The organism is Herbidospora galbida (assembly GCF_005233835.1).
GTDB lineage: Bacteria > Actinomycetota > Actinomycetes > Streptosporangiales > Streptosporangiaceae > Herbidospora > Herbidospora galbida.
The window spans coordinates 1-20,586 of the sequence record NZ_SZQA01000018.1 but is presented as its reverse complement, the minus strand read 5'-3'; the positions used below and the strand labels follow the sequence as shown (position 1 = coordinate 20,586).

21 protein-coding genes are annotated in these 20,586 nt (G+C 71.5%); 13 read left to right on the top strand and 8 right to left on the bottom strand.

Annotation, left to right across the window (positions count from 1 at the left end):
• Nucleotides 1–107 precede the first annotated feature (107 nt).
• A complete protein-coding gene (locus FDA94_RS19220; RefSeq protein WP_137248459.1) occupies nucleotides 108–938 on the bottom strand; it encodes a polysaccharide deacetylase family protein in 831 nt (276 codons plus the stop codon).
• A 206-nt stretch (nucleotides 939–1,144) separates the two neighbouring features.
• Between FDA94_RS19220 and FDA94_RS19215 the strand changes: the two genes are divergently transcribed.
• The 5 genes from FDA94_RS19215 (at nucleotide 1,145) to FDA94_RS19195 (ending at nucleotide 7,472) form a co-directional block, all read left to right on the top strand.
• The gene (locus FDA94_RS19215) at nucleotides 1,145–1,789 is read left to right on the top strand and encodes an SRPBCC family protein (protein WP_137248458.1); all 645 of its coding nucleotides are present in this window, start codon (nucleotides 1,145–1,147) and stop codon (nucleotides 1,787–1,789) included.
• Nucleotides 1,790–1,822: 33 nt separating this feature from the next.
• Nucleotides 1,823–2,719 (top strand): hypothetical protein, encoded by an 897-nt coding sequence (locus FDA94_RS19210; RefSeq protein ID WP_137248457.1) that lies wholly within the window; start codon nucleotides 1,823–1,825, stop codon nucleotides 2,717–2,719.
• A 100-nt stretch (nucleotides 2,720–2,819) separates the two neighbouring features.
• The gene (locus FDA94_RS19205) at nucleotides 2,820–3,464 is read left to right on the top strand and encodes a DsbA family oxidoreductase (protein WP_137248456.1); all 645 of its coding nucleotides are present in this window, start codon (nucleotides 2,820–2,822) and stop codon (nucleotides 3,462–3,464) included.
• Between the two features lie 182 nt (nucleotides 3,465–3,646).
• Nucleotides 3,647–5,665, top strand: a complete 2,019-nt coding sequence (locus FDA94_RS19200; RefSeq protein ID WP_137248455.1) for a hydantoinase/oxoprolinase family protein — start codon at nucleotides 3,647–3,649, stop codon at nucleotides 5,663–5,665.
• Nucleotides 5,652–7,472 (top strand): hydantoinase B/oxoprolinase family protein, encoded by a 1,821-nt coding sequence (locus FDA94_RS19195; protein WP_137248454.1) that lies wholly within the window; start codon nucleotides 5,652–5,654, stop codon nucleotides 7,470–7,472. The genes FDA94_RS19200 and FDA94_RS19195 overlap by 14 nt, the downstream gene beginning before the upstream one ends.
• Here FDA94_RS19195 and FDA94_RS19190 read toward each other — a convergent pair.
• Together FDA94_RS19190 and FDA94_RS19185 are read right to left on the bottom strand one after the other, a co-directional pair.
• Nucleotides 7,462–7,755, bottom strand: coding sequence for a hypothetical protein (locus FDA94_RS19190; protein ID WP_137248453.1), 294 nt, complete (start codon nucleotides 7,753–7,755; stop codon nucleotides 7,462–7,464). The genes FDA94_RS19195 and FDA94_RS19190 overlap by 11 nt on opposite strands.
• Before the next feature lie 93 nt (nucleotides 7,756–7,848).
• Entirely contained in the window at nucleotides 7,849–8,400 is a 552-nt protein-coding gene (locus FDA94_RS19185) for a uridine kinase family protein (RefSeq protein WP_246060038.1), read from the bottom strand.
• Nucleotides 8,401–8,469: 69 nt separating this feature from the next.
• Between FDA94_RS19185 and FDA94_RS19180 the strand changes: the two genes are divergently transcribed.
• Complete coding sequence (locus tag FDA94_RS19180) at nucleotides 8,470–9,627, top strand: CaiB/BaiF CoA transferase family protein (protein WP_137248452.1); 1,158 nt, start codon at nucleotides 8,470–8,472, stop codon at nucleotides 9,625–9,627.
• Nucleotides 9,624–11,123, top strand: a complete 1,500-nt coding sequence (locus FDA94_RS19175; RefSeq protein ID WP_137248451.1) for a carboxyl transferase domain-containing protein — start codon at nucleotides 9,624–9,626, stop codon at nucleotides 11,121–11,123. The genes FDA94_RS19180 and FDA94_RS19175 overlap by 4 nt, the downstream gene beginning before the upstream one ends.
• A gap of 87 nt (nucleotides 11,124–11,210) precedes the next feature.
• Here FDA94_RS19175 and FDA94_RS19170 read toward each other — a convergent pair whose 3' ends face one another.
• Genes FDA94_RS19170 through FDA94_RS19155 form a run of 4 tightly spaced genes read right to left on the bottom strand, consistent with a single transcriptional unit; the run spans nucleotide 11,211 to nucleotide 13,735 of the window.
• Entirely contained in the window at nucleotides 11,211–11,627 is a 417-nt protein-coding gene (locus FDA94_RS19170; protein WP_137248450.1) for a hypothetical protein, read from the bottom strand.
• Nucleotides 11,624–12,082: a hypothetical protein gene (locus FDA94_RS19165; RefSeq protein WP_030454273.1), complete on the bottom strand. Its 459-nt coding sequence runs from the start codon at nucleotides 12,080–12,082 to the stop codon at nucleotides 11,624–11,626. The genes FDA94_RS19170 and FDA94_RS19165 overlap by 4 nt, the downstream gene beginning before the upstream one ends.
• 50 nt (nucleotides 12,083–12,132) lie before the next feature.
• Nucleotides 12,133–12,915, bottom strand: a complete 783-nt coding sequence (locus FDA94_RS19160; protein ID WP_137248449.1) for a carbon-nitrogen hydrolase family protein — start codon at nucleotides 12,913–12,915, stop codon at nucleotides 12,133–12,135.
• The gene (locus FDA94_RS19155; RefSeq protein ID WP_137248448.1) at nucleotides 12,845–13,735 is read right to left on the bottom strand and encodes a DUF418 domain-containing protein; all 891 of its coding nucleotides are present in this window, start codon (nucleotides 13,733–13,735) and stop codon (nucleotides 12,845–12,847) included. The genes FDA94_RS19160 and FDA94_RS19155 overlap by 71 nt, the downstream gene beginning before the upstream one ends.
• A gap of 13 nt (nucleotides 13,736–13,748) precedes the next feature.
• Here FDA94_RS19155 and FDA94_RS19150 point away from each other — a divergent pair, with 13 nt between their 5' ends.
• From FDA94_RS19150 to FDA94_RS19125, 6 genes are all read left to right on the top strand, one after another.
• Nucleotides 13,749–14,912, top strand: coding sequence for a pyridoxal phosphate-dependent aminotransferase (locus FDA94_RS19150; RefSeq protein ID WP_281286601.1), 1,164 nt, complete (start codon nucleotides 13,749–13,751; stop codon nucleotides 14,910–14,912).
• 198 nt (nucleotides 14,913–15,110) lie between these two features.
• Nucleotides 15,111–16,169 (top strand): C45 family autoproteolytic acyltransferase/hydrolase, encoded by a 1,059-nt coding sequence (locus tag FDA94_RS19145; protein ID WP_170991023.1) that lies wholly within the window; start codon nucleotides 15,111–15,113, stop codon nucleotides 16,167–16,169.
• A 76-nt stretch (nucleotides 16,170–16,245) separates the two neighbouring features.
• The gene (locus FDA94_RS19140; protein ID WP_246060037.1) at nucleotides 16,246–17,166 is read left to right on the top strand and encodes a carbamate kinase; all 921 of its coding nucleotides are present in this window, start codon (nucleotides 16,246–16,248) and stop codon (nucleotides 17,164–17,166) included.
• Entirely contained in the window at nucleotides 17,167–18,264 is a 1,098-nt protein-coding gene (bar, locus tag FDA94_RS19135; RefSeq protein ID WP_137248445.1) for a barbiturase, read from the top strand.
• Nucleotides 18,265–18,306: 42 nt separating this feature from the next.
• Complete coding sequence (locus FDA94_RS19130; RefSeq protein WP_137248444.1) at nucleotides 18,307–19,125, top strand: M55 family metallopeptidase; 819 nt, start codon at nucleotides 18,307–18,309, stop codon at nucleotides 19,123–19,125.
• A 931-nt stretch (nucleotides 19,126–20,056) separates the two neighbouring features.
• Nucleotides 20,057–20,458 (top strand): MerR family transcriptional regulator, encoded by a 402-nt coding sequence (locus FDA94_RS19125; RefSeq protein ID WP_137248443.1) that lies wholly within the window; start codon nucleotides 20,057–20,059, stop codon nucleotides 20,456–20,458.
• A 10-nt stretch (nucleotides 20,459–20,468) separates the two neighbouring features.
• Here FDA94_RS19125 and FDA94_RS19120 read toward each other — a convergent pair.
• Nucleotides 20,469–20,586 (bottom strand): integrase core domain-containing protein (locus FDA94_RS19120; RefSeq protein ID WP_137246055.1); only part of this gene is annotated, 118 nt, incomplete at its 5' end.

The following is a 20,586-nucleotide window of genomic DNA, read 5'->3' as shown; positions in this document are numbered from 1 at the left end:
GGAGGCTGATTGAGGCGTACACCGCGCGGGTGAGACGCCCGAGGCCGAGCCTCATCGACCGCTGGGAACGGGGCGCTTTCCGCTTGGCCGGCGCGTGAGCGGCGCGGTCACGACGGGGCGGGCAGCAGCCGGTCGAGGTAGGCGCCCAGGTCGCCGAAGGAGAAGCCGCGCCGCTCCACCTTCCGCACCAGCCGGGTGAAGTCCTTCTCCAGCGGCGGGCGGAAGTGCAGGAGCAGGATGTCGCCCGGGTGGAGCTTCTTGCCGGGGGTCTGGTACGCGATCCGCGCGTTCGTCTGGACGGAGGCAGTCCACAGGACCATGGCCCGCATGCCGCACTCGGCGGCGGCGGTCAGCGTGGTGGCGTTCCACGAGCCGAAGGGCGGCCGGAACAGCTCCGGCGCCCGGCCGATGTGCCGGTCGATGGTCTTCGCCGCGCCGCAGATCTCCGCCTTCTGCGCCTCCAGGCCGAGGGTGCGCAGGTCGGGGTGGGTGAGGGTGTGGTTCTCTATCGCCACGCCCAGGTCCTTGAAGTAGGGCCAGCCGCCCGCCCCGATGTACTTCCAGCCCTGCCCGGCCTCCTGGTCGCCCTTGGCCTCGACGGCGTCCCGGGTCGGGAAGACGGTGATCGGGATCCCACGCTCGCGGATGATCCGGGCGAACCCCGGATCCTGCTCCCAGCCGTCGTCGATGGTGAGGAAGACGACCTTCCGCTTGGTCGGGACGCTGCTGATGACGGGGAACCCGTCCCGCTTCATCCGGGTGACCTCACCGGGGGCCGGCAGCCCGCTGGGCGTAGGAGACGGCGACGGCGAGCCGGCCGGTCCGGAGGGCCGGGCGACGGCCTGCGGGGGATCCGCCTCCGGCGGAGGAGCGGCCACGGGCGCCGAACAGGCGCTCAGCACGAGGGCCGCCAGGATGATCGAGAGGCCCCGGCGCATGACGCGCCATCCTAGTCCCGGGCGCGGGCCGGGCTCCTCGGCGTGCTCGGGAACGCGCCGGGAGAGGGCGGGTCTACGCTGGTGATCGTCGACCTGTGGGGGTTGGTGAACATCTGCACGGTGTTCGCGCCCGCGGGCGGCAGATGTTGCCGTACTCGCCGGTCGCCTGGATTCTCTAGTGTGCTCGGCAACCGAGGGAGGTGGCCGTGAAGGTCGTCGGCAGTGCCCTGATCGGGGCGGAACGGTCGAAGGTCTGGGACGCTCTGCAGGATCCCGCCGTGCTGGTGCGCACCATCCCGGGCTGCCAGCGCCTGGAGGCGGTCGGGAGCGACGTCTACACCATGACCGTCTCGGCGGGGGTGGCGTCCATCAAGGGCATCTACCAGGGGCAGGTCGCGCTCACCGACCCCGAGGAGCCCGAGGCCTTCGTGCTGAAGGCGCGCGGGCAGGGGGCGCCCGGCACGGTCGACGCGACCGTGCGCGTGCGGCTCACCGACGAAGACGGCGGCACCCGGATCGACTACGACGCCGACGCCGTCGTGGGCGGGATGGTCGGCGGGGTCGGGCAGCGGATGCTCACCTCGGTCGCCAAGAAGATGGCGGGGGAGTTCTTCACCGCCGTCGAGAAGGACATCCTCGCGGTGCCGGCGCTGTTCCCCGTGGAGAAGGCGCAGGTCGAAGAGCCGGCGCTGCCGAGCGTCTTCACCCGCGCCGAGGCCCCGGCGACCGGGGGCGGCCGCGACCGCGGACCCCGGGCGTGGCCCGTTCTGGCCGCTTTCGGGATGGGCGCCGGGATCGCCCTGGGAAGCGCCGTCATCGGGTGGCTTCTCGGTCGTGCCGGGAAACGGTAGCGATCGGGCGATCTTTGGGCGTAACTTGTCCGCATGCGGGAGTCGCACGCGGAGGACGCTCGGGCAGAGGCACGACGGCTGACCACCGACCTGCTGGGAGAGGACCGTCCAACGGCGGCCACCCTCCTGAGGGAGGCGCAGGCCGTGCTCGGCCGCGAACGCACCCGACGCGTGGCGGATCTGGTCCGTCTCGCCCCACTGACTCGGCGTTCAGCCGAACTGGCGGCCGTCGCCGCGCTCCTCGTCGGGACCGATGAGCTCGGCGGCGGTTGGTGGACCGTCAGTCGCGACGGAAAGCTGCCCGCCCCCGAAGAGGCGCTGGTCAAGGCGCAGCCGGTCGAGCCGTGGGGTGACCTGACCGTTCTCGAGACGCTGGCCGCGTGGGTCTCCGACGACGTCGCGGACATCCTGTGGGGGGCGCCCGTCGGCACCGCCGACCTCAACTCCTGGCAGGCCGAAGACCGGGTGGCGGTGCCGCCCGGAGCGAAGGCCGGGGCCAAGCTGGTCGTCTCGTTCGACGCCGGCGGGCGGCTCGACGCCGTCGTGGTCCGGCGGCTCGACGACGAACTCGGCACCAATCTCGACTTCAACTCCCTCCGCTACGCCCGCCCGGCCGAGGCCCAGTGGTCGTGGGGTGTCGCGGCCGGCCTGGGGCCGCACCCGCTGCCGGGGGAGGAGCCCAGCCCGTACGAGAAGGAGATCGACCCGAAGACCGGGCACGTGCTGCGGGAGTGGACGCTCCGCCACGGCGCGACCACCGACGAGACCGGGCCCGCCTGGCAGACCGTCGGCGACGTCGTGGCGGCCGTGGAGCGGCTCGACTGGATGTGGCGCAGCGCCGAGTGGTTCGCCTGGTGGCGGGCGGTGTCGGCGCTCATCGACGGGCATGACGACCAGTTGACCGAACGCCTCCACGATCTGGCGCGATGAGCGAGCCGCGGTCGGCCGAAGGCCGGTCGTGGCTCGCGTCATGGAATCTGCCTGATGGACAGGGGAATTCGGCCGTGGCCCGTGAGGGTTGCAAGCCGATGTGAAGGTTGAGATCTTTTCCGACGTCGTCTGCCCGTGGTGTTACATCGGGCACACGCGGTTCCGCGCGGCCGTCCGCGCCTATGGCAAGCCCGTTCAGGTCGCCTACCGGCCGTTCCAGCTGTCGCCCGAGGCCGTCAGCGACGGCACGCCGCTCACGACCTGGCTGGAGCGCAGGTTCGGCGGCCAGGCCCTGCAGATGATCGACCGGGTGGTCGGCGTCGCGGCCGAGGACGGGCTCGACCTCAAGTACGACAAGGCCATCGGGGCCAACACTCTGGAGGCCCACCGGCTGATCTGGCTGGCCCAGCGCGACGGGAAGGCCCCCGAGATGGCCGACCGCCTGTTCCGGGCGCACTTCACCGACGGCCTCGACGTCGGCGACGCGGCCGTGCTGGCCAAGCTCGCCGCCGAGGTGGGGGTGGACGACACGGGCGAGGGCGCCCCGGAGGTCCGGGCGGACATCGACCGGGCCCGTGAGCTGGGCATCTCGGGAGTGCCGCTGTTCCTGTTCGAGGACAAGTACGCCGTCTCCGGCGCCCAGCCCGTCGACGTGCTGGTCGGGGCGCTGCGGGAGGTCGAGGAGCGCGAGCCGCTGTCGGTCCCGCAGGGCGACGCGTGCGCCGACGGCTACTGCCTCATCTGAGCCGGAAGCCGGATTTTCGGGTGACTGGAAATAATCCAACGATGTGTGCGCCCACGTTCTGTCCAGAACCGCTGACCTGGCGTGGGTTCACGACGGTGCCGGGCAGCCTGTGACGAGTATTTTGGGATTCTTCGGCACAACCCGCTGATTCCCCACGTCGGGCAGGTCGGTAGAAACGGGGCATGTACAGCGTCCGAATCGGTGTCGACACGGGTGGCACGTTCACCGACGTGGTGCTCGTCGACGAGCGCACCGGGCAGATCGTGACGACCAAGACCCCGTCGACGCCGTCGAATCCGGCCGACGGGTTCCTGGCCGGCGTGGCCAAGGTCCTGGAGCTCCACGGCGGCGGGGTCGACCTGGGGAGCGTCTCGGCGCTGGTCCACGGCACCACGGTGGCCACGAACCAGCTCCTGGAAGACCGTCCCGACCGGTCGGACCATCTTGGCTTCATCACGACCGAAGGCTTCGAGTTCATCCTGGAGATCGCCCGCCAGAGCGTCCCGGACGGCTACGGCAACTCCTACTTCTGGGTGAAACCGCCCCGGATCGTGCCGGTGCACCGGGTGAAGACCGTGCCGGGCCGCCTCGACCACACGGGCGCGGAGGTCCGGCCGTTCGACGAGGAGGCCGCCGCCGAGGCCGCGCGCTCGCTCCGCGACCAGGGCGTCACCGCGATCGGGGTGTGCTTCCTGCACGCGTACGCCAACCCCGCGCACGAACGCCTCATGCGCGACGTGCTGGCCCGCGAGCACCCGGAGGCCGTGGTCTCCCTGTCGAGCGACGTGCTCCGGGAGTACCGCGAGTACGAGCGCTCGGTCACCACGCTGGTCGACGCCGCCGTGAAGCCGATCATGCGGACGTACATCGGCAACCTGTCCGAGCGGCTCGGCCGGGGCTTCTCGGTGATGAAGAGCAACGGCGGGGTGCTGTCGGCGGCCGAGGTCGTCAACCAGCCCATCACCACCGTCCTGTCCGGCCCGGCGGCGGGCGCGCTCGGCGCGGCCCTGATCGCCGGGACGGCCGGCCACCCGAGCGTGATCACCCTGGACGGCGGCGGCACCAGCACCGACGTCGCCGTCATCGTCGACGGGGAGCCCTCCCAGACCACGGAGGGCTCCATCGGGCGTTACCCCTGCAAGATCCCCATGATCGACATCGTCACCGTCGGCGCGGGCGGCGGTTCGGTGGCGTGGATCTCGCCCGAGGGGACGTTGAAGGTCGGCCCCCGCTCGGCGGGGGCCGACCCCGGCCCCATCTGCTACGGCAAGGGCGGCACCGAGGTCACCGTGACCGACGCCCACGTCTTCCTGGGCCGGGTCCCGCCCCACCTGCTGGGCGGTGAGATCCCGCTCGACGCGGCGGCGGCGCGGGCCGGGATCGAGGGCCTGGCCGCCAAGCTCGGCCTCACCCCCGAGCGCTGCGCGACCGGCATCCTGGAGATCAGCGCCTTCAACCAGTCGAACGCGATCCGCCAGATCACCGTCAAGCGCGGCCTGGACGTGCGCGACTTCCCCATGGTGGCCTTCGGCGGCTCCGGCCCGCTGCTGGTCTGCCGGCTGCTCGACGTCCTGGGACTGAAGAGCGCGATCGTGCCGCCCGACCCGGGCAACGTGTCGGCCTTCGGCCTGCTGACGGTGGACGTGAAGAACGACTACGTCCGCACCCACGTGACCACCGACCCCCGCCCCGACGAGATCGAGGCGATCTTCCATGACCTGGAGGCCCAGGCCGCCGAGGCGCTGACCCGCGAGGGCTTCACCGACCACGTGTACGTCCGCACCGCCGACCTGCGCTACTACGGCCAGGCCTACGAGGTGCGGGTGCCCGCCGACGGCGACGTCGAGGCCCGCTTCCACGAGGCGCACCAGAAGCTCTACGGGTACGGCTACCGCGACGACCCCCGCCACGCCGTCGAATGGGTCAACCTCCGCGTGAGCGGGGTCGGCCCCATCACCCGCCCGGCGCTGGCCCGCCGTCCCGCGCAGTTCGAGGAACCCACCCCGATCTGCACCCGCGACGTCCACTTCGACGGCTGGGCCCGCACGGTGATCTACCGCCGCCGCGACCTGGGCGCCGGAGCCGTGGTGCAGGGCCCCGCGGTCATCGAGGAGTACGGCTCCACGCTCCCGGTGCACCCCGGCTTCACCGCGACCATGGACGACTACGGCAACCTGGAGGTGCGCCGTGAGCTTGGCTGACCCGATCCTGATCGAGATCGTCGAGGGGACCCTGGCGTCGGTCGAGATGGAGGTGGAGACCGCCATCGCCCGGACCGCCCGCTCGCCCATGATCCGCGACGCGCACGACTTCCGGGCCGGCATCCACGACGTCCGGCTGCGCAAGCTGACCGGGCGCTCCTACAGCGCCCTCGTGCAGCCGATCGTGCGCGACTTCCCGATCGAGACGATGAACCCCGGCGACGTCTTCTTCCACAACGACGTCTACCTGTCCGAGGGCGGCATCGGCCACCTGCCCGACCTGTGCGTGACCGTCCCGGTCTTCCACGACGGTCAGGTGGTGGCGTTCGTGCAGGCCTTCGGCCACCACGACGACATCGGGGGCGCGTGCCCCGGCTCGATGCCGTCGGGGGCCCGGAGCGTGTTCGAAGAGGGCCTGATGGTGCCCCCGATCAGGCTCTGGGACCAGGGCGTGCCCAACGACGCCGCGCTGCGGATCATGACGCGGAACTCGCGCATGCCCGACTCCCTGGCCGGCGACCTCGACGCGGAGTGCTCGGCCTGCCTGATGGGCGCCCGGCGGCTCGGCGAGCTCTTCGACCGCTACGGCCGCGAGGCCGTGGAGGCGTGCTTCGACGCGATCCTGGCCAAGACGACCGAGACCTTCCGCCGCGAACTGCTGGCGAAGATCCCCGAGGGCGTCCACGTCTGGGAGGACTACGCCGAGCACGACGGCGTCGACGAACCCCGCCTGCACGCCCAGCGCATCACCCTGACCGTCGACCACGCCGCCCCCGAACCCCTGGTGATCGACTTCACCGGCACCTCCCCGCAGGCCAAGGGCCCCATCAACCACGCCGGCGACTACGCCGACGGGGTGTTCCTGAAGAAGTGGCTGGCCCCGATCCTGCGGAACCTGGCCGACACCCCCGAGCGGATGGCCGAACTCGACGTCAACGAGGGCGTCGTCCCGCTGATCAAGATGGTCTTCCCGGAGAAGGGCACCCTGCTCACGCCCGTCTTCCCCGCCCCGACCAACGCCCGGACCTTCGTGATCCTCCGGCTGCTCGGTGTGCTGGCCGGGGTGCTGGCCAAGGCGACCGGAGGCCGGATGCCCGCCGACCAGGAGACCATCCGCTACACCGGCGTCTACGGCCACGACGCGGCCGGCAACGACTACCTGATGCGCGAGGTCCTCGGCGGCGGCTCCGGCGGCCGCTGGTACGCCGACGGCGAGGACACCATCCACGTGGTCCCCGACTCCCGCAACATCCCCGTGGAGTTCGCCGAGGCCCGCTGGCCCCTGCGGGTCGAACGCCTGGGTCTGGCCGTCGACAGCGGCGGTCCCGGCCGCTACCGGGGCGGCCTGGGCTACGACAAGCACATCCGCCTGCTGCGCGACGCGTCGTTCATGAGCATCGCCGACCGGTCGATTCTGAGCTGCTGGGGCGTGAACGGGGGCCGGGCCGGGCGGCCGTTCGTGGTGACGGTCGACGGCGTCGAGATGGACGGGCTGGTCGACGACTTTCCCGTACGGGAAGGCGAGATCGTCCGCGTGCGGACGACGGGCGGCGGCGGGTGGGGTTCCCCCTTCGACCGGGAGCCGTCGCGGGTCGCCGACGACGTGCGCGACGGGAAGGTGTCGCTCGAAGCCGCCCGCGAGGACTACGGGGTGGTGTTCTCGGACGGCCTCACGGTCGACGAGGCGGCCACCGAGGCGCTGCGGGCCGAGCTGCGGGCGCCGGCGGAGGCGTTCTTCGACCGGGGGCCGGGCTTCCCGAAGCTGTCGGGCGGGCTGCCGCACGCGGAGGTGGACGTCAGGCCATGACCTGGATCTCGACGCGGTGGCGGATGTACCCGTCCGGATGCGCGCGGGCGATGCGCACCACCTCCTCGACGAGAGGACGGAGTTCCGGCGGATTCGCCTCCGGGTTCAGCCGCAACCCGGGGATGAGGTTTCGCCGGACGTCGAGGTGCTCGTTCCCGACGAACTCGCGCAGCGTCGCCTCGACGCCCAGCAGGCCGGCCAGGTCGGCGACAGATCGGTGGAACCGCGCCGCCGCATGGTCGATCCGGCCGGGTGTCGCGGAGAAGGTCTGATCCTCAGGCATATGGTCTCCTCATCGCGTCCTACGAGGTCGTCGCGCATGCCATCGGGCGGGCCGAGGAGTTCGTCGGGCGGCCGGCCGTCCCGCAGCGTCCGATCACCAGGTGACCTCGAAGGTCGTCCCGTCCACCCGGGCGTCGGCCGCGACCGGCTCCCGGGCGAACCAGGCGTCCTCGGCCGCCGTCCAGGTGATCCAGTCGCCGGCGTGCTCCGCGCCGTCGCGGGCCAGGACGCGGGCCCGCCTGACCTCCCTGGGCACCTCCACCCATACGCGAAGGGCCGCCGGGCACTCCTTCCGCGCCACGCTGACCCCCTCGACGACGATCACCGGCGCGGGTGGGACCTCCAGTCGTTCGGCGTAGGTTCCGGTACGCCAGTCGTACCGGCGGAATGAGGCCTTTGACCCACGTCGTAGTGGTTCGAGCACGTCTCGGGTGAGATGGGAAAACCAGGATTCGGGGCCCTGGTCCCAGGGGATGGGGAAGTCGTCGCTGTGCACCACGGGTGCGCCGTCAAGCGCCCCGGAGAGCAGGCCGGCGAAGGTCGTCTTGCCGGAGCCTCCCGGGCCGTCGACGGCCACCAGCCTGGACGGGCCGCACGACGGCTCCAGAAGGGCGATCCGGGCGGCCAGGTCGGCGATGGTCGGCATGCCCCGATCGTGCCAGCCCCCGTTGGTACGGGTAGCCTGCGGGCTCCCCATCGAAATCGGAGGACGATCGTGCAGGGACCCCTGACCGGTGTCGTGGTGCTCGACCTGTCCCGGGCGCTGGCCGGCCCCCACGCGGCCCAGATGCTCGGTGACCTGGGCGCCGACGTGATCAAGGTCGAACATCCGCAGGGCGGGGACGAGTCGCGGGGCTGGGGGCCGCCCTTCGTCGGGCCCGAGGGCGACATCTCGACCTACTTCCTGTCGACCAACCGCAACAAGCGGTCGATCACCCTCGACCTGAAGGACCCTGACGGTCAGGCCGTGCTGACGCGGCTGATCCGGCAGGCCGACGTCCTCATCGAGAACTTCCGGACCGGGGTCCTCGACCGGCTCGGCTTCTCCACGGCCAGACTGGAGGAGCTCAACCCCCGGCTGGTCGTGCTCTCGATCACCGGGTTCGGGCACGACGGGCCCGAGGGCGGCCGTCCCGGCTACGACCAGATCGCCCAGGGCGAGGCGGGGCTGATGTCGGTCACCGGGCCGCCGGGGCAGCCCCATCGCGCCGGGCCGTCGATCGCCGACCTGCTGGCCGGCATCCACGGCGCCTACGGCGTCGCCGCCGCCCTCTACGAGCGCGAGCGCACCGGCAGGGGCGGGGTGGTCCGGACCTCGCTGCTGGCCTCGGTCGTCGGCGTGCACGCCTACCACGGGACCCAGTGGACGGTCGCGGGGCAGGTACCGAAGGCCAACGGCAACCACCACTCCTCGATCGCGCCCTTCGGGGCCTTCCGCTGCTCCGACGGCATGATCCAGATCGCGGCCGGCAACGAGGGCCACTGGCAGAAGGTCGCCGCGCTGCTCGGCATCGACCCGGCCCGGCCCGAATACGCCACCAACCGCGACCGCTTCGCCCATCGCGACCAGCTCGTCGGCGAGATGGAGAAGGTGCTGACCAGCGAGACCCGCGACCACTGGCTCGGCCGGCTCGCCGACGCCGGGGTGCCCGCCGGGTCGATCCGCACCATCGACGAGGTCTACGCCTGGGACCAGACCCTCTCCCAGGGGCTCCTCGTCGAGGTCGACCACCCGGTGCTGGGCCCGATCGGGCTGCCCGGACCGGTGCTGCGCTTCGACCACCACCCCGCCGGGGAGCACACGGCCCCGCCCGCCCTGGGCGCCGACAACGAGGCGGTCCTCGACTGGCTCAAGGGGAAAGAGGCGCCGTGACCCCCGAGAGACCCGACGCGCGCACCCTGATCGAGGTCGTGCTCGACCCCGGCTCGTGGGTCTCCTGGGACCGGCCACCGCTGGAGATCGCCCCGCCCGGCTCCGACTACGCCGCCGAACTGGCCGCCGCCCGGAACAAGTCGGGCTACGACGAGTCGGTGGTCACCGGTGAGGGGCGGCTCGACGGCCGCCGGGTCGCCGTGGTCGCCGGGGAGTTCTCGTTCCTGGCCGGGTCGATCGGCGTCGCGGCGGCAGAGCGCCTCGTCGCCGCCGTCGAACGCGCCACCGCCGAGCGGCTGCCGCTGCTGGCCGCGCCCGCCAGCGGGGGCACCCGGATGCAGGAGGGCGCGCTGGCGTTCGTCCAGATGATCAAGATCACCGCCGCGGTGACGGCGCACAAGGAGGCCGGGCTTCCCTACGTCGTCTACCTGCGCCATCCGACCACCGGGGGCGTGTTCGCGTCATGGGGGTCGCTGGGCCACGTCACCGCCGCCGAACCGGGCGCGATGATCGGTTTCCTGGGGCCGCGCGTCTTCGAGTCCCTGTACGGCTACCGCTTCCCGAAGGGCGTACAGGAGTCGGAGAACCTGTTCGCCCACGGTCTGGTCGACGCGGTGGTCCCGGCGGCGCAGGCGCGCGAGATCGCCGTCAGGGCGCTCGGCGTGCTGTGCGCGCCGAAGGACCTCCCGGCGCCGCCGCCGGCCACCGAGCCCGAGGCCAGGACCGACGTCCCGGCCTGGGACGCCATCGTCAGCTCCCGCCGCGACGACCGGCCCGGCGTCCGGACCCTGCTGAGGCTGGCCGCCACCGACGTCACCCCGCTGAACGGCACCGGGGCGGGCGAGAGCGACCCCGGGCTGCTGCTGGCCCTGGCCCGGTTCGGCAGCGCCCCGGCGGTGGTGCTCGGCCAGGACCGGCGCGGCGCGCGGTCCGGCCTGAAGATCGGCCCGGCCGGGCTGCGGGTGGCCCGTCGCGGCATGAAACTGGCCGAGGAGCTCGGCCTGCCCCTGGTGACCGTCATCGACACGGCCGGGGCCGAACTGTCGAAGGCGGCCGAGGAGGGCGGCCTGGCGGGCGAGATCGCCCGCTCCCTCGCCGACCTCGTCATGCTCGACGCCCCGACGGTCTGCCTGCTGCTCGGCCAGGGCTCGGGCGGCGCGGCCCTGGCGCTCCTGCCCGCCGACCGGGTGCTCGCCGCCCAGCACGCCTGGCTCTCGCCGCTGCCCCCGGAGGGCGCGTCGGCGATCCTCTACCGCACGGTCGACTTCGCCCCCGAGATCGCCCAGGCGCAGGGGGTGCGGGCGGCCGACCTGAAGCGCGACGGCATCGTCGACCGGATCATCGCCGAGTGCCCCGACGCGGTCTACGAACAGCCCGCCTTCGCCAAGAGGGTCGCCCGCGCCTTGGAGGAAGAGATCGCCACGCTCCTGGCCGAACCGGCCGGTGATCGCGTGAACCGGCGGATCGCCCGCTACCGGGCCGTCGGCACGAGCTGACCCGGCCCGCCCACCCTGGGGTCGGGCTCATGGTGCCGGCCGGGTCCGACGTCTCCGGCCCGGTCGGCCCCGCCCTGGGAAAGCCGGCTAGCCGGAGGTGAGCGGGATGGCGACGCGCTCGACCCTGATCGAGTGCACCTCTTCCCGGGGCACCACGACCTCGTAGGCCCCGTGGTCGACCAGCCAGTAGCCGAGGGCCTCGGCCTTCATGCCGCTGTGGCCGGTGTAGGCGATGTGCAGGCCGCCCTCCTCGCCGTCGTCCTCGTCGAGGACCAGGCAGGGCTCGCCGCCGAACTCGCCGACGGTGCGGAGCAGCACGAGACGGTCGAGCTCCTTGGTCGTCACGGCCAGGCGGTGGTAGCCGCGGCCGCGTTCGAAGCCCGGTTCGGCCGACTCGCTGAAGAGGACGACGTCGTCGCCCCCGGGGCCGATGGCGGCCGGGTAGTTGCGGCCCCGGTAGGTCGCCATGAACCCGAGGCCGACCGGTTCGACGTCGCCGCTCATGCGGCCGGCCGCCACGAGAGGCCGTCGAAGGCCGCGAACAGGCGCTCGCCCTGCCGGGTGAGGTGGACGATCTCGGCGCCCGCCGGGATCGGCATGGGCATGGTGTGGAACTGCGGCACGACGTGCTCCCGCGAGGCGGTGAAGCCGTTTCCGGCGAAGGGGGGCGAATCGCTCCAGTCGCCGCCCATGTGGGGGCCGTAGGGAACGACGTAGGTGTCGATCTCCCGCGCCAGCCAGCGCAGGATGTAGAGCTCGGGTACGCCCGGGACCAGCTCCGACCCCTCGAAGGAGAGGTCGAGGGCGTCGACGATCGCCCGGGGGGTGGTCAGCCGCTCGCAGTCCTGCACCCGGTAGACGTAACCGGAGATGACGGTGCGCCGTCCGGCCAGGTATGGCACGAGCAGGCGCGGTGGGATCACCTTCTGCATGCGTGTGCTCTGCCCTGGCTCACTCATGGGGGACAGTTTACGAGCGATTGACTTCCTCACCTCCCGTTAGGAGGGATTCACCCGGCAATGTCCCCGATTGTGAATCGCCGATGCAGCAGGGAGGGCAGCGCCGCCCTGACCGTCTCGGTCCGGGCCGCGTCGATCACGCCGGCGCCGACGCCCGGCGTGGGGCCGAGAGCCCTGGTCACCACGCCCATCGGGTCGACGAGCATGCTGTGCCCGACCCCGAAGCCGTCGGCGTGGGGCGGCTGGCCGACCGCGACGGTCCAGGTGGTGTTCTCGATCGCGCGGGCCCGGACCATGGTGGTCCAGTGGTCCTCCTTCAGCGGCCCGGCCGCCCACGCCGCGATCACCGCGAACACGTCGGCGCCCTGGTCGACCAGTTTCCGGAACAGCTCGGGGAACCGCACGTCGTAGCAGGTCGCCAGGCCCACCCTCAGCCCGGCCACCTCGGCCACGACCGGCTCGGGGCCGGGGCTGACGAACTCCGACTCCCGCGACCCGAACGAGTCGAACAGGTGGATCTTCCGGTACGCCCCCTTCAGCGACCCGTCGGCGTCGACGGCGACCGCCGTGTTGGCGACGCGGCCCCCGTCGGGCTCCCAGACCCCGGCGATCACGGCGGTGCCGTACTCGCGGGCGGCCTCGCGGAGCCCGGTGACGAACGGGCCGTCGAGGGGTTCGGCGACCTCGCCGATGTGCCGGCCGAAGCGGCTCAGCGTGGCTTCGGGGAAGACGACCAGGTCGGCCTCCGCCGAGGCGAGCGCCTCACGCACGGTCTCCAGGTTCTTCTTGGGCTCGTGGTCGATCGGGATCTGGCCCAGCGCTACTACGGTCACCTGCCCCAGTCTGCCTGTTGGGGACCCGCCGCATCCAGGTGAGGCACCGCCAGACCCATTCGAGGGGGCCGTAGCGGAACCGCGAGAGCCACCACGCCGAGAACCACCACTGGACGACCAGGGTCACCACCGTGACCGCGACGACGTCGGAGAACGACTCGGCCCGCGCCGCGAGGATGACGAACGAGCTCGTCACGTAGTTGGTCAGCGCCATCCGCCCCAGCGGCTCGAACACCCGGGGGCTCAGCAGCAGGAACCCCGACGCGTAGACCGCCGCCCCGGCCAGCGCCGAGAGGAACCCGCCGAAGGGGAAGAACGCGACCGCCGCGACCACGGCGGCCACGAAGACCAGCGGGCTCGGTTTCGGCCCGCCGTAGTCGACGCAGGCCAGGCCCAGCAGGAACAGGCCGCCGATGAGGATCCACGGGCTGCCCTGCGCCACCGCCCACGCCACCACGCCCACACCGAGCACCGGGTTGAGCCATTTGGGCAGGTAGCTGGCCGGCAGCAGGACGCCCGCGCCGAGCAGGGCGTAGGGCAGCAGCACCTCGCCGGGCATCAGCCACCAGTGGCCGACGCCGAACAGGGCCAGCACGGCCAGCCGCCGCAGCATGATCAGCCGGTCGTCGTGGGAGCGCAGGAACAGCGCGAAGCTCACGCCGAACAGGAACGAGAAGATCGGGTAGAACCGGCCCTCGACGAACGCCATGAACGCGGCGCCCTCCACGGGGCGCGGGTCGGCGTGCTGCCAGGTGTTCACGAGCATGATCCCGCAGACCGCGAACCCCCTGAGGGCGTCGAGCTCCCGGATCCTCGCCATGCGAACAGAGTAAATTGTGCGGGTGCTAGTTGGACGTATGAGGGAATTCGGCCCGACGATTTTCGCCGAGATGACGGGGCTGGCCGTCAAGACCGGCGCGATCAACCTCGGCCAGGGGTTTCCCGACGAAGACGGCCCCGCCGCGATGCTCAACGTGGCGACCGAGGCGATCCTGAGCGGCCGCAACCAGTACGCCCCCGGCATCGGCGTGCCCGAACTGCGGCAGGCGATCTCCGAACACGCCAAGGAGACCCAGGGCCTGTCCTACGACCCCGACACCGAGGTCCTGGTCACCGTCGGGGCGACCGAGGCCATCGCGGCGGCGGTGCTGGCCCTGGTCGAGCCCGGCGACGAGGTGATCGTCTTCGAGCCCTACTACGACTCCTATCCGGCCGCGATCGCGCTGGCCGGGGGTACCCGCCGGGCGGTGCCGCTGCGCCCGGTCGACGGCCGCTTCACCTTCGACCCGGCCGACCTGCGCGCCGGCCCCAACACCCGGGCGATCATCGTCAACTCGCCCCACAACCCGACCGGCACCGTCTTCACGCCCGCCGAGCTGGAGACCATCGCCGCGTTCTGCCGCGACCACGACCTGATCGCCATCACCGACGAGGTCTACGAGCACCTGACCTTCGACGGCGTCCCGCACGTCTCGCTGGCCACCCTGCCCGGCATGCGCGAGCGCACGGTCCGGGTCTCCAGCGCCGGGAAGTCGTTCTCGGTGACCGGCTGGAAGACGGGGTGGATCTGCTCCACGCCCGAGCTGGTCACGGCCGTGACGGCGGTCAAGCAGTTCCTCACCTTCACCTCGGCGGTGCCCTGGCAGCTCGGCGTGGCCCACGCGCTGCGCCACGAGCTCGGCTGGGTCAACGACCTGCGCGGCAGTCTCGAGGCCAAGCGCGACCGGCTATCGGCGGGGCTGGCCGAGGCCGGGTTCGAGGTGCTGAAGACGGCCGGGACCTACTTCGTGCAGACCGACATCCGGCCGCTGGGGCTGACCGACGGGCTCGACCTGGCCCGCCGGCTGCCCGAGCTGGCCGGGGTGGTGGCGATCCCGACGCAGGTCTTCTACGACCACGCCGAGACCGGGCGGCACTACGTGAGGTTCGCGTTCTGCAAGCGCGACGAGGTGATCGACGAGGCGGTCGGGCGGCTGACGTCGCGGCGGCTGGGCTGAGCGGCCGGTGAGCGCCGGCCGCCGCCCCTCGCCGGGGGCGGTGGTCGGGGCCGTGGTGGGCGGGGCCGTAACGGAGAAATCGGGCATTTTAAAACGGGAAATTCCGGGCAGATTACGGCGAAGCCATCAAACTCCCAGGTGATGAGGATCACATTTCGGAGCCAGATGGAACGATCCACGAATGAGATGCTCAATACCGTGACCCGCGCCTATACCTCTACCGTCAGTGATCCCTTCGACCGCGGCCATGAATTCGGGCAGGCGCACAGCGCCGACATCGCCCGCACCGTCGCCGTCTACACCGAGGTATTCCGGCACAAAGCAGGGGGGCGGCAGCCCGATCTGACCGAGCTCGGCAAGCTCGGGATGAAGGCGATCGAGGCGTGGGCGCCCGACCTCGCCGAAGAGATCACCGGAATGGCGGAAGGCGCCCGTCTGCCCGTGACCGACCTCGCCGCCGTCAACGCCCGGACCGAGATCCTCTCCTACCTGGGAGGCGTGCGCGAGAGCGAGTGCTCGGCCGTCGTCCTGCTCGGCGACGACGAGGACGCCCCGCCCGTGGCCGTGCAGACGTGGGACTGGATGCGCCAGATGGCGGCCGGCTGGCTCGTCTGGACGATCCCGTTCCCCGACGGCCGCGTGACCACGACCCTCACCGAATACGGCGTCGTCGGCAAGATCGGCGTCAACAGCAGCGGCCTGGGGCTGCTGTTCACCCGCCTCCACCACGACGACGACGGCGCCGACGGGATCGGCCTGCCGGTCCACGTGGCCGCCCGCCGGGTGCTCGACGAGTGCGACTCGGTCACCTCGGCCGCCTACACCCTCACCACCGCCCCCGTCACGGCCTCCTCCTCGCTCAGCCTGGTCTCCCACGGCCCCGGCGGAAACGCGGCCGTGACCTGCGAACTCCACCCGGGCGGACCCGGGTGGACCGTTCCCGAGGACGACGGCATGCTCGTCCACACCAACCACTTCCTCGACCCGCGCGTGGTGCCCAGCGACCCCTATCCGCGCCTGCACCCGGGCACCCTCATCCGGCGCGACCAGCTGCGGCGCGGCCTGCGCCGGCACACCGCCAAGCCCGACGCGGCGACGGTCCGCAAGGTGATGGCCCGGCACGCCGGCGGCGTCTGCCACCACACCGAGCCCGGCCATGACGACGACCACATCACCCTCGCGACGGTCGAGCTCGACCTGAAGAACGGCGAGGTGCGGGCCACCGAGGGCGGGCCGTGCGGACGGCGCACTTGGTGAATCTTGCCCAGGGTCATGACCTTCGACGGCGAGAGTCGCCAATGCCGGGGAGATGGGCGGCGGATAGTTTCGCCGTGTGACGGGTGAGCGTGTCCTGATCGCCCTCGGCGGCAACGCGATGACCGCGCCGGACGGCTCCGCCGCCCCGGCCGACCAGAAGCGCGCGATCGAGCGCGCCATGACCCACGTCGCCGACCTGATCGGCCACGGCCACCGGGTGGCGATCACCCACGGCAACGGCCCCCAGGTCGGCAACATCCTGCTGAAGAACCAGCTCACCGCCCACGTGGTCCCGCCGGTGCCGCTCGACTGGTGCGGCGCCCAGACCCAGGGCACCCTCGGCGCCCTGATCATGAACGCCCTCGACCCGATCCCGTCGGCGACCGTGGTCACCCGCACCCTCGTCGACCCCGACGACCCGGCCTTCCACGACCCCGTCAAGCCGATCGGGCAGTACTTCTCGGTCGTGGAGGCCCGGCGCTTCCAGGCGCTCGGCCAGTCGTGGCGGGAGTTCGAGCGCGGCTGGCGCCGCGTGGTCGCCTCGCCCCGGCCGGTGGAGATCCTCGACGCCGCCCCGGCCGTGGCGCTGATGGAGGCCGGTTACACCGTCGTCGCCGCGGGCGGCGGGGGAGTGCCGGTCGTGCGCGACGCCGAGGGCCGGCTGCACGGCGTGGAGGCCGTCATCGACAAGGACCACGCGGCCTGCGCCCTGGCCCAGGCGGTCGGGGCGGACATCCTGGTCATCGCGACCGACGTCCCGCACGCCATCGCCGGTTACGGCACCCCCGAGGCCCGTCCCATCGGGAGCGTGACGCCGAAGGAGATGCGGGTACTGCAGGCCGAGGGACATTTCGCCAGCGGCAGCATGGGCCCGAAGGTCGAGGCCGCGCTGCGCTTCGTCGAGGAGGGCGGCGCCAAGTCAGTGATCACGTCGCTGGACAACATTGCCGCCGCCATTTCAGGAAATATCGGTACAACGGTTCACCGGGAGAGTTAGATGCCGGACCCCATCGAGGTACGCAAGGTCGCCATCGAGAGCGTGACCGACGCGTCCGGGCTCGCGAAGCTCATCGACGACGGCGTGATCGAGGCCGCCCGCGTGCTGGCCGTCATCGGCAAGACCGAGGGCAACGGCGGCGTCAACGACTACACCCGCATCCTGGCCGACCGCGCCTTCCGCGAGGTCCTGGCGAGCAGGGGCCACCCGTCGCCCGAGAGCGTGCCGCTGGTCTGGTCGGGCGGCACCGACGGCGTCCTGTCGCCGCACGCGACGATCTTCGCCACGGTCGACCCCGCCTCGGCGGTCCAGAGCGACGAACCCCGGCTGAGCGTGGGCATCGCCATGAGCGAGGTCATCCTCCCCGAGGACATCGGCCGCCCGGCCATGGTCGAGAAGGTCGCGGCCGGCGTCCGCGAGGCGATGAAGATCGCCGGCATCGACGACCCGCGCGACGTCCACTACGTGCAGACCAAGACCCCGCTTTTGACCCTGTCGACCATCAACGACGCCAAGTCCCGCGGCCACGACGTGATCACCGAGGACACCGGCCCCTCGATGGACATCTCCAACTCCACGACCGCCCTCGGCATCGCCGTGGCGCTGGGCGAGATCGAGATGCCGTCGGCCGACCAGATCCACCGCGACCTGTCGCTCTACTCCTCGGTCGCGTCGTGTTCGAGCGGCGTCGAACTCGACGTGGCCCAGATCGTGGTCGTGGGCAACGTGCGCGGCATCGGCGGGCGCTACCGCGCGGGCCACTCGGTCATGAAGGACGCGCTCGACACCGACGGCATCTGGGCGGCCATCCGCGACGCGGGCATCGACCTGCCGGAGCGCCCCCACCCCAGCGACCTGGGCGGCCGCCTGGTCAACCTGTTCATGAAGTGCGAGGCCGACCCGACGGGCAGCGTGCGCGGCCGCAGGAACATCATGCTCGACGACAGCGACGTCCACTGGCACCGCCAGATCAAGGCGACCGTGGGCGGCGTCGCGGCCAGCGTGACGGGCGACCCGGCCGTCTTCGTCAGCGTCGCGGCCGTCCACCAGGGCCCGAGCGGCGGCGGCCCGGTCATCGCCATCGCCGACCTGGGCTGAGCTCCGCTGCGAATCCGGCCCTGACCCCGGAGAGACACGGCCATGAAGATCCTGATCTCGGTGGACCTCGAAGGCGTCGCCGGCATCGTCCACGCGGCGGAAACCGTTCCCGAGCGGCACGACTACGAACGCGGCCGCCGGTTGATGACGGCCGAGGCCAACGCCGTGGTGGCCGGCATCTTGGACGCCGAACCGTCCGCCGAAGTCCTGGTGGCCGACTCCCACGGCCCCTACCGGAACATCCTGCCCGAGGACCTCGACCGTCGAGCCCGGCTGATTCGCGGCAAGCCGCGAGGGCTGGGCATGGTGGCGGGCCTCCAGGACGGCGTCCAGATGGCGATGTTCGTGGGGTACCACGCTCGCGCGGGTGTGAGCGGTGCCGTCCTCGCTCACACCATGGCCGATGGCATCCTCGATGTCCGCATCGGTGGCGTCTCGTACGGCGAAATCGGCCTGAACACCCTGCTGGCCGCCTCCTACGGCGTGCCGGTCGTCCTGGCCAGCGGAGACGACGCGGCCTGCGAGGAGTTCAGCGCGATGGCGCCCCGGGCCGTCACCGTGGCGGTCAAACGGGGCCTCGGCCAGCACGCCGCCGACACCCTGCACCCCGAGGAGGCATGCGAACGCCTGCGAGCCGCCGCCGGGCAGGCGATCGAGCTTCACGCCGCCGTGGTGCCGTTCGATATCCACCTACCGGTGCGGGTCCAGGTCGATCTGCACCAGCTGGGCGCGGCGGATCTGGCCGCCCTCATTCCCGGAGTCACCCGGAACGGGCGCACCCTCGCGTTCGAGGCCCAGACCATGGCCGATGCCTACCGCACGCTGCAACTCATCGTCGTGCTCACGCTCGCCCGGCTATAGGGACCTCTTCGGCCTCGGTCTTCTGTGGCCCGGCGCATCAGGACCACCGCATCAGGCGGCCGCCAGGTCCGGGACTGTCAGCCCTTCTCCTCTGCGGTCCGCGAGACCAGATCGAACTCCTCATCGGTCCAACCGTCATGGCACCCCACCGCAGAGAGGGCTGCCGGCGAGGTGATCCTGGAGGCAGGCGTGCCGAAAACGGGGCAGGTCCCGGCGGCCGCTGTGCGCACCCGATCGCCAAGGGCCCCACTGCGTGCGGGCTCTTTTGGTCGTCCGCCACAGCGGAGCCGGCCCTGGCCAGCGAGATGCGGCGTTTCCCGCTGTCACGGCACCACCCCGGAGGACTGCCGTCCCCGACATCGAAAATCTGTATTCGCCGGAGTAGACATTGGTGAGCGACGACGCTAGTGTTTCTCTCATCGCAAGGGACGGATCTACCCGGGCGGCGGAAGTACCAGCATCACGATGAACCGCCCGGAGCACGACGAAGTGGATCGACGGCAGAAGGTTCGGACGAGACGGGCCAGCAGTAGCAAGGGGCCCGGCCGTGGACGCGCTGCCGGTGAAGTCGCAGTCGCAGTTATGGCAGAAGGTCGGACGTGAGGGGCCAGTGCAGTGCCGGGGTCCCGAACGTGGACGCGCTGCCGCAGATGAAGCCGGCCAGTAGGTCGCGAAAATAAGAGATGAAGGGAGTGTTGAACGCCATCGGGATCGCCCGTTGCCGGCTGTGTCTCGCCGCTCGGGTGCCGCAGTTCCACAGATAGGCAGGTGGTCTCCGGTCACGCATTCGCGATCCCCGCATCGCCGCCGAGCAGTAGGGCGGACGCGGAAACAGTGAACCGGCCAGATGGCCGGTAGATGGTGTTGAACTCTTCGGGGCCCCGGCGCAATAGGCGTCGGGGCCCCCTGTGCGCGCGTAGGAAAGGAATGTATGGCTCAACGTCGCCGGACTGCCGGTGAAGACACGCTGACTCACGGCAGGATCGCGGACACCGCTGAACCCAAGAACGGGCCGGCGGCCGAAGACCGGTTCGAGGACCGGTTCGATGATGAGGACTACCCCGCCTACAGCATGGGCGCGGCCGCCGACATGCTCGGTGTCACCCCGACTTTCCTGCGGGCTCTGGGCGTCGCCAAACTGATCGAGCCGCTGCGCTCCAGCGGCGGCCATCGCCGCTACTCCCGCTACCAGTTGCGCCTGGCCGCGCGCGCCCGCGAACTCGTCGACCAGGGCACCCCGGTGGAAGCTGCCTGCCGCATCATCATCTTGGAAGACCAGCTCGCCGAGGCGCTGCGCATCAACCAGGCCCATCAGCGCCCGGCCGCGCACTAGCTGTACTCGGTCATGACGTTGGTGACAGTCGGCTGATCGGAGGGTGACCGTCCAGTGCGCTGTGACGTCGTCGGGTGTTGTAGTGCTCCATCCATGGTTGCAGGGCGTCGGCGCGGTGGGTGTTGCTG

Coding starts and splice junctions, on each gene's coding strand:
- FDA94_RS19165 (WP_030454273.1), bottom strand. CDS start 12,082: ATGAGTGAGCCAGGGCAGAGCACACGCATGCAGAAGGTGATCCCACCG.
- FDA94_RS19130 (WP_137248444.1), top strand. CDS start 18,307: ATGAAGATCCTGATCTCGGTGGACCTCGAAGGCGTCGCCGGCATCGTC.
- FDA94_RS19185 (WP_246060038.1), bottom strand. CDS start 8,400: ATGCCGACCATCGCCGACCTGGCCGCCCGGATCGCCCTTCTGGAGCCG.
- FDA94_RS19170 (WP_137248450.1), bottom strand. CDS start 11,627: ATGAGCGGCGACGTCGAACCGGTCGGCCTCGGGTTCATGGCGACCTAC.
- FDA94_RS19200 (WP_137248455.1), top strand. CDS start 3,647: ATGTACAGCGTCCGAATCGGTGTCGACACGGGTGGCACGTTCACCGAC.
- FDA94_RS19190 (WP_137248453.1), bottom strand. CDS start 7,755: ATGCCTGAGGATCAGACCTTCTCCGCGACACCCGGCCGGATCGACCAT.
- bar (WP_137248445.1), top strand. CDS start 17,167: ATGCCGGACCCCATCGAGGTACGCAAGGTCGCCATCGAGAGCGTGACC.
- FDA94_RS19125 (WP_137248443.1), top strand. CDS start 20,057: ATGGCTCAACGTCGCCGGACTGCCGGTGAAGACACGCTGACTCACGGC.
- FDA94_RS19210 (WP_137248457.1), top strand. CDS start 1,823: ATGCGGGAGTCGCACGCGGAGGACGCTCGGGCAGAGGCACGACGGCTG.
- FDA94_RS19220 (WP_137248459.1), bottom strand. CDS start 938: ATGCGCCGGGGCCTCTCGATCATCCTGGCGGCCCTCGTGCTGAGCGCC.
- FDA94_RS19155 (WP_137248448.1), bottom strand. CDS start 13,735: ATGGCGAGGATCCGGGAGCTCGACGCCCTCAGGGGGTTCGCGGTCTGC.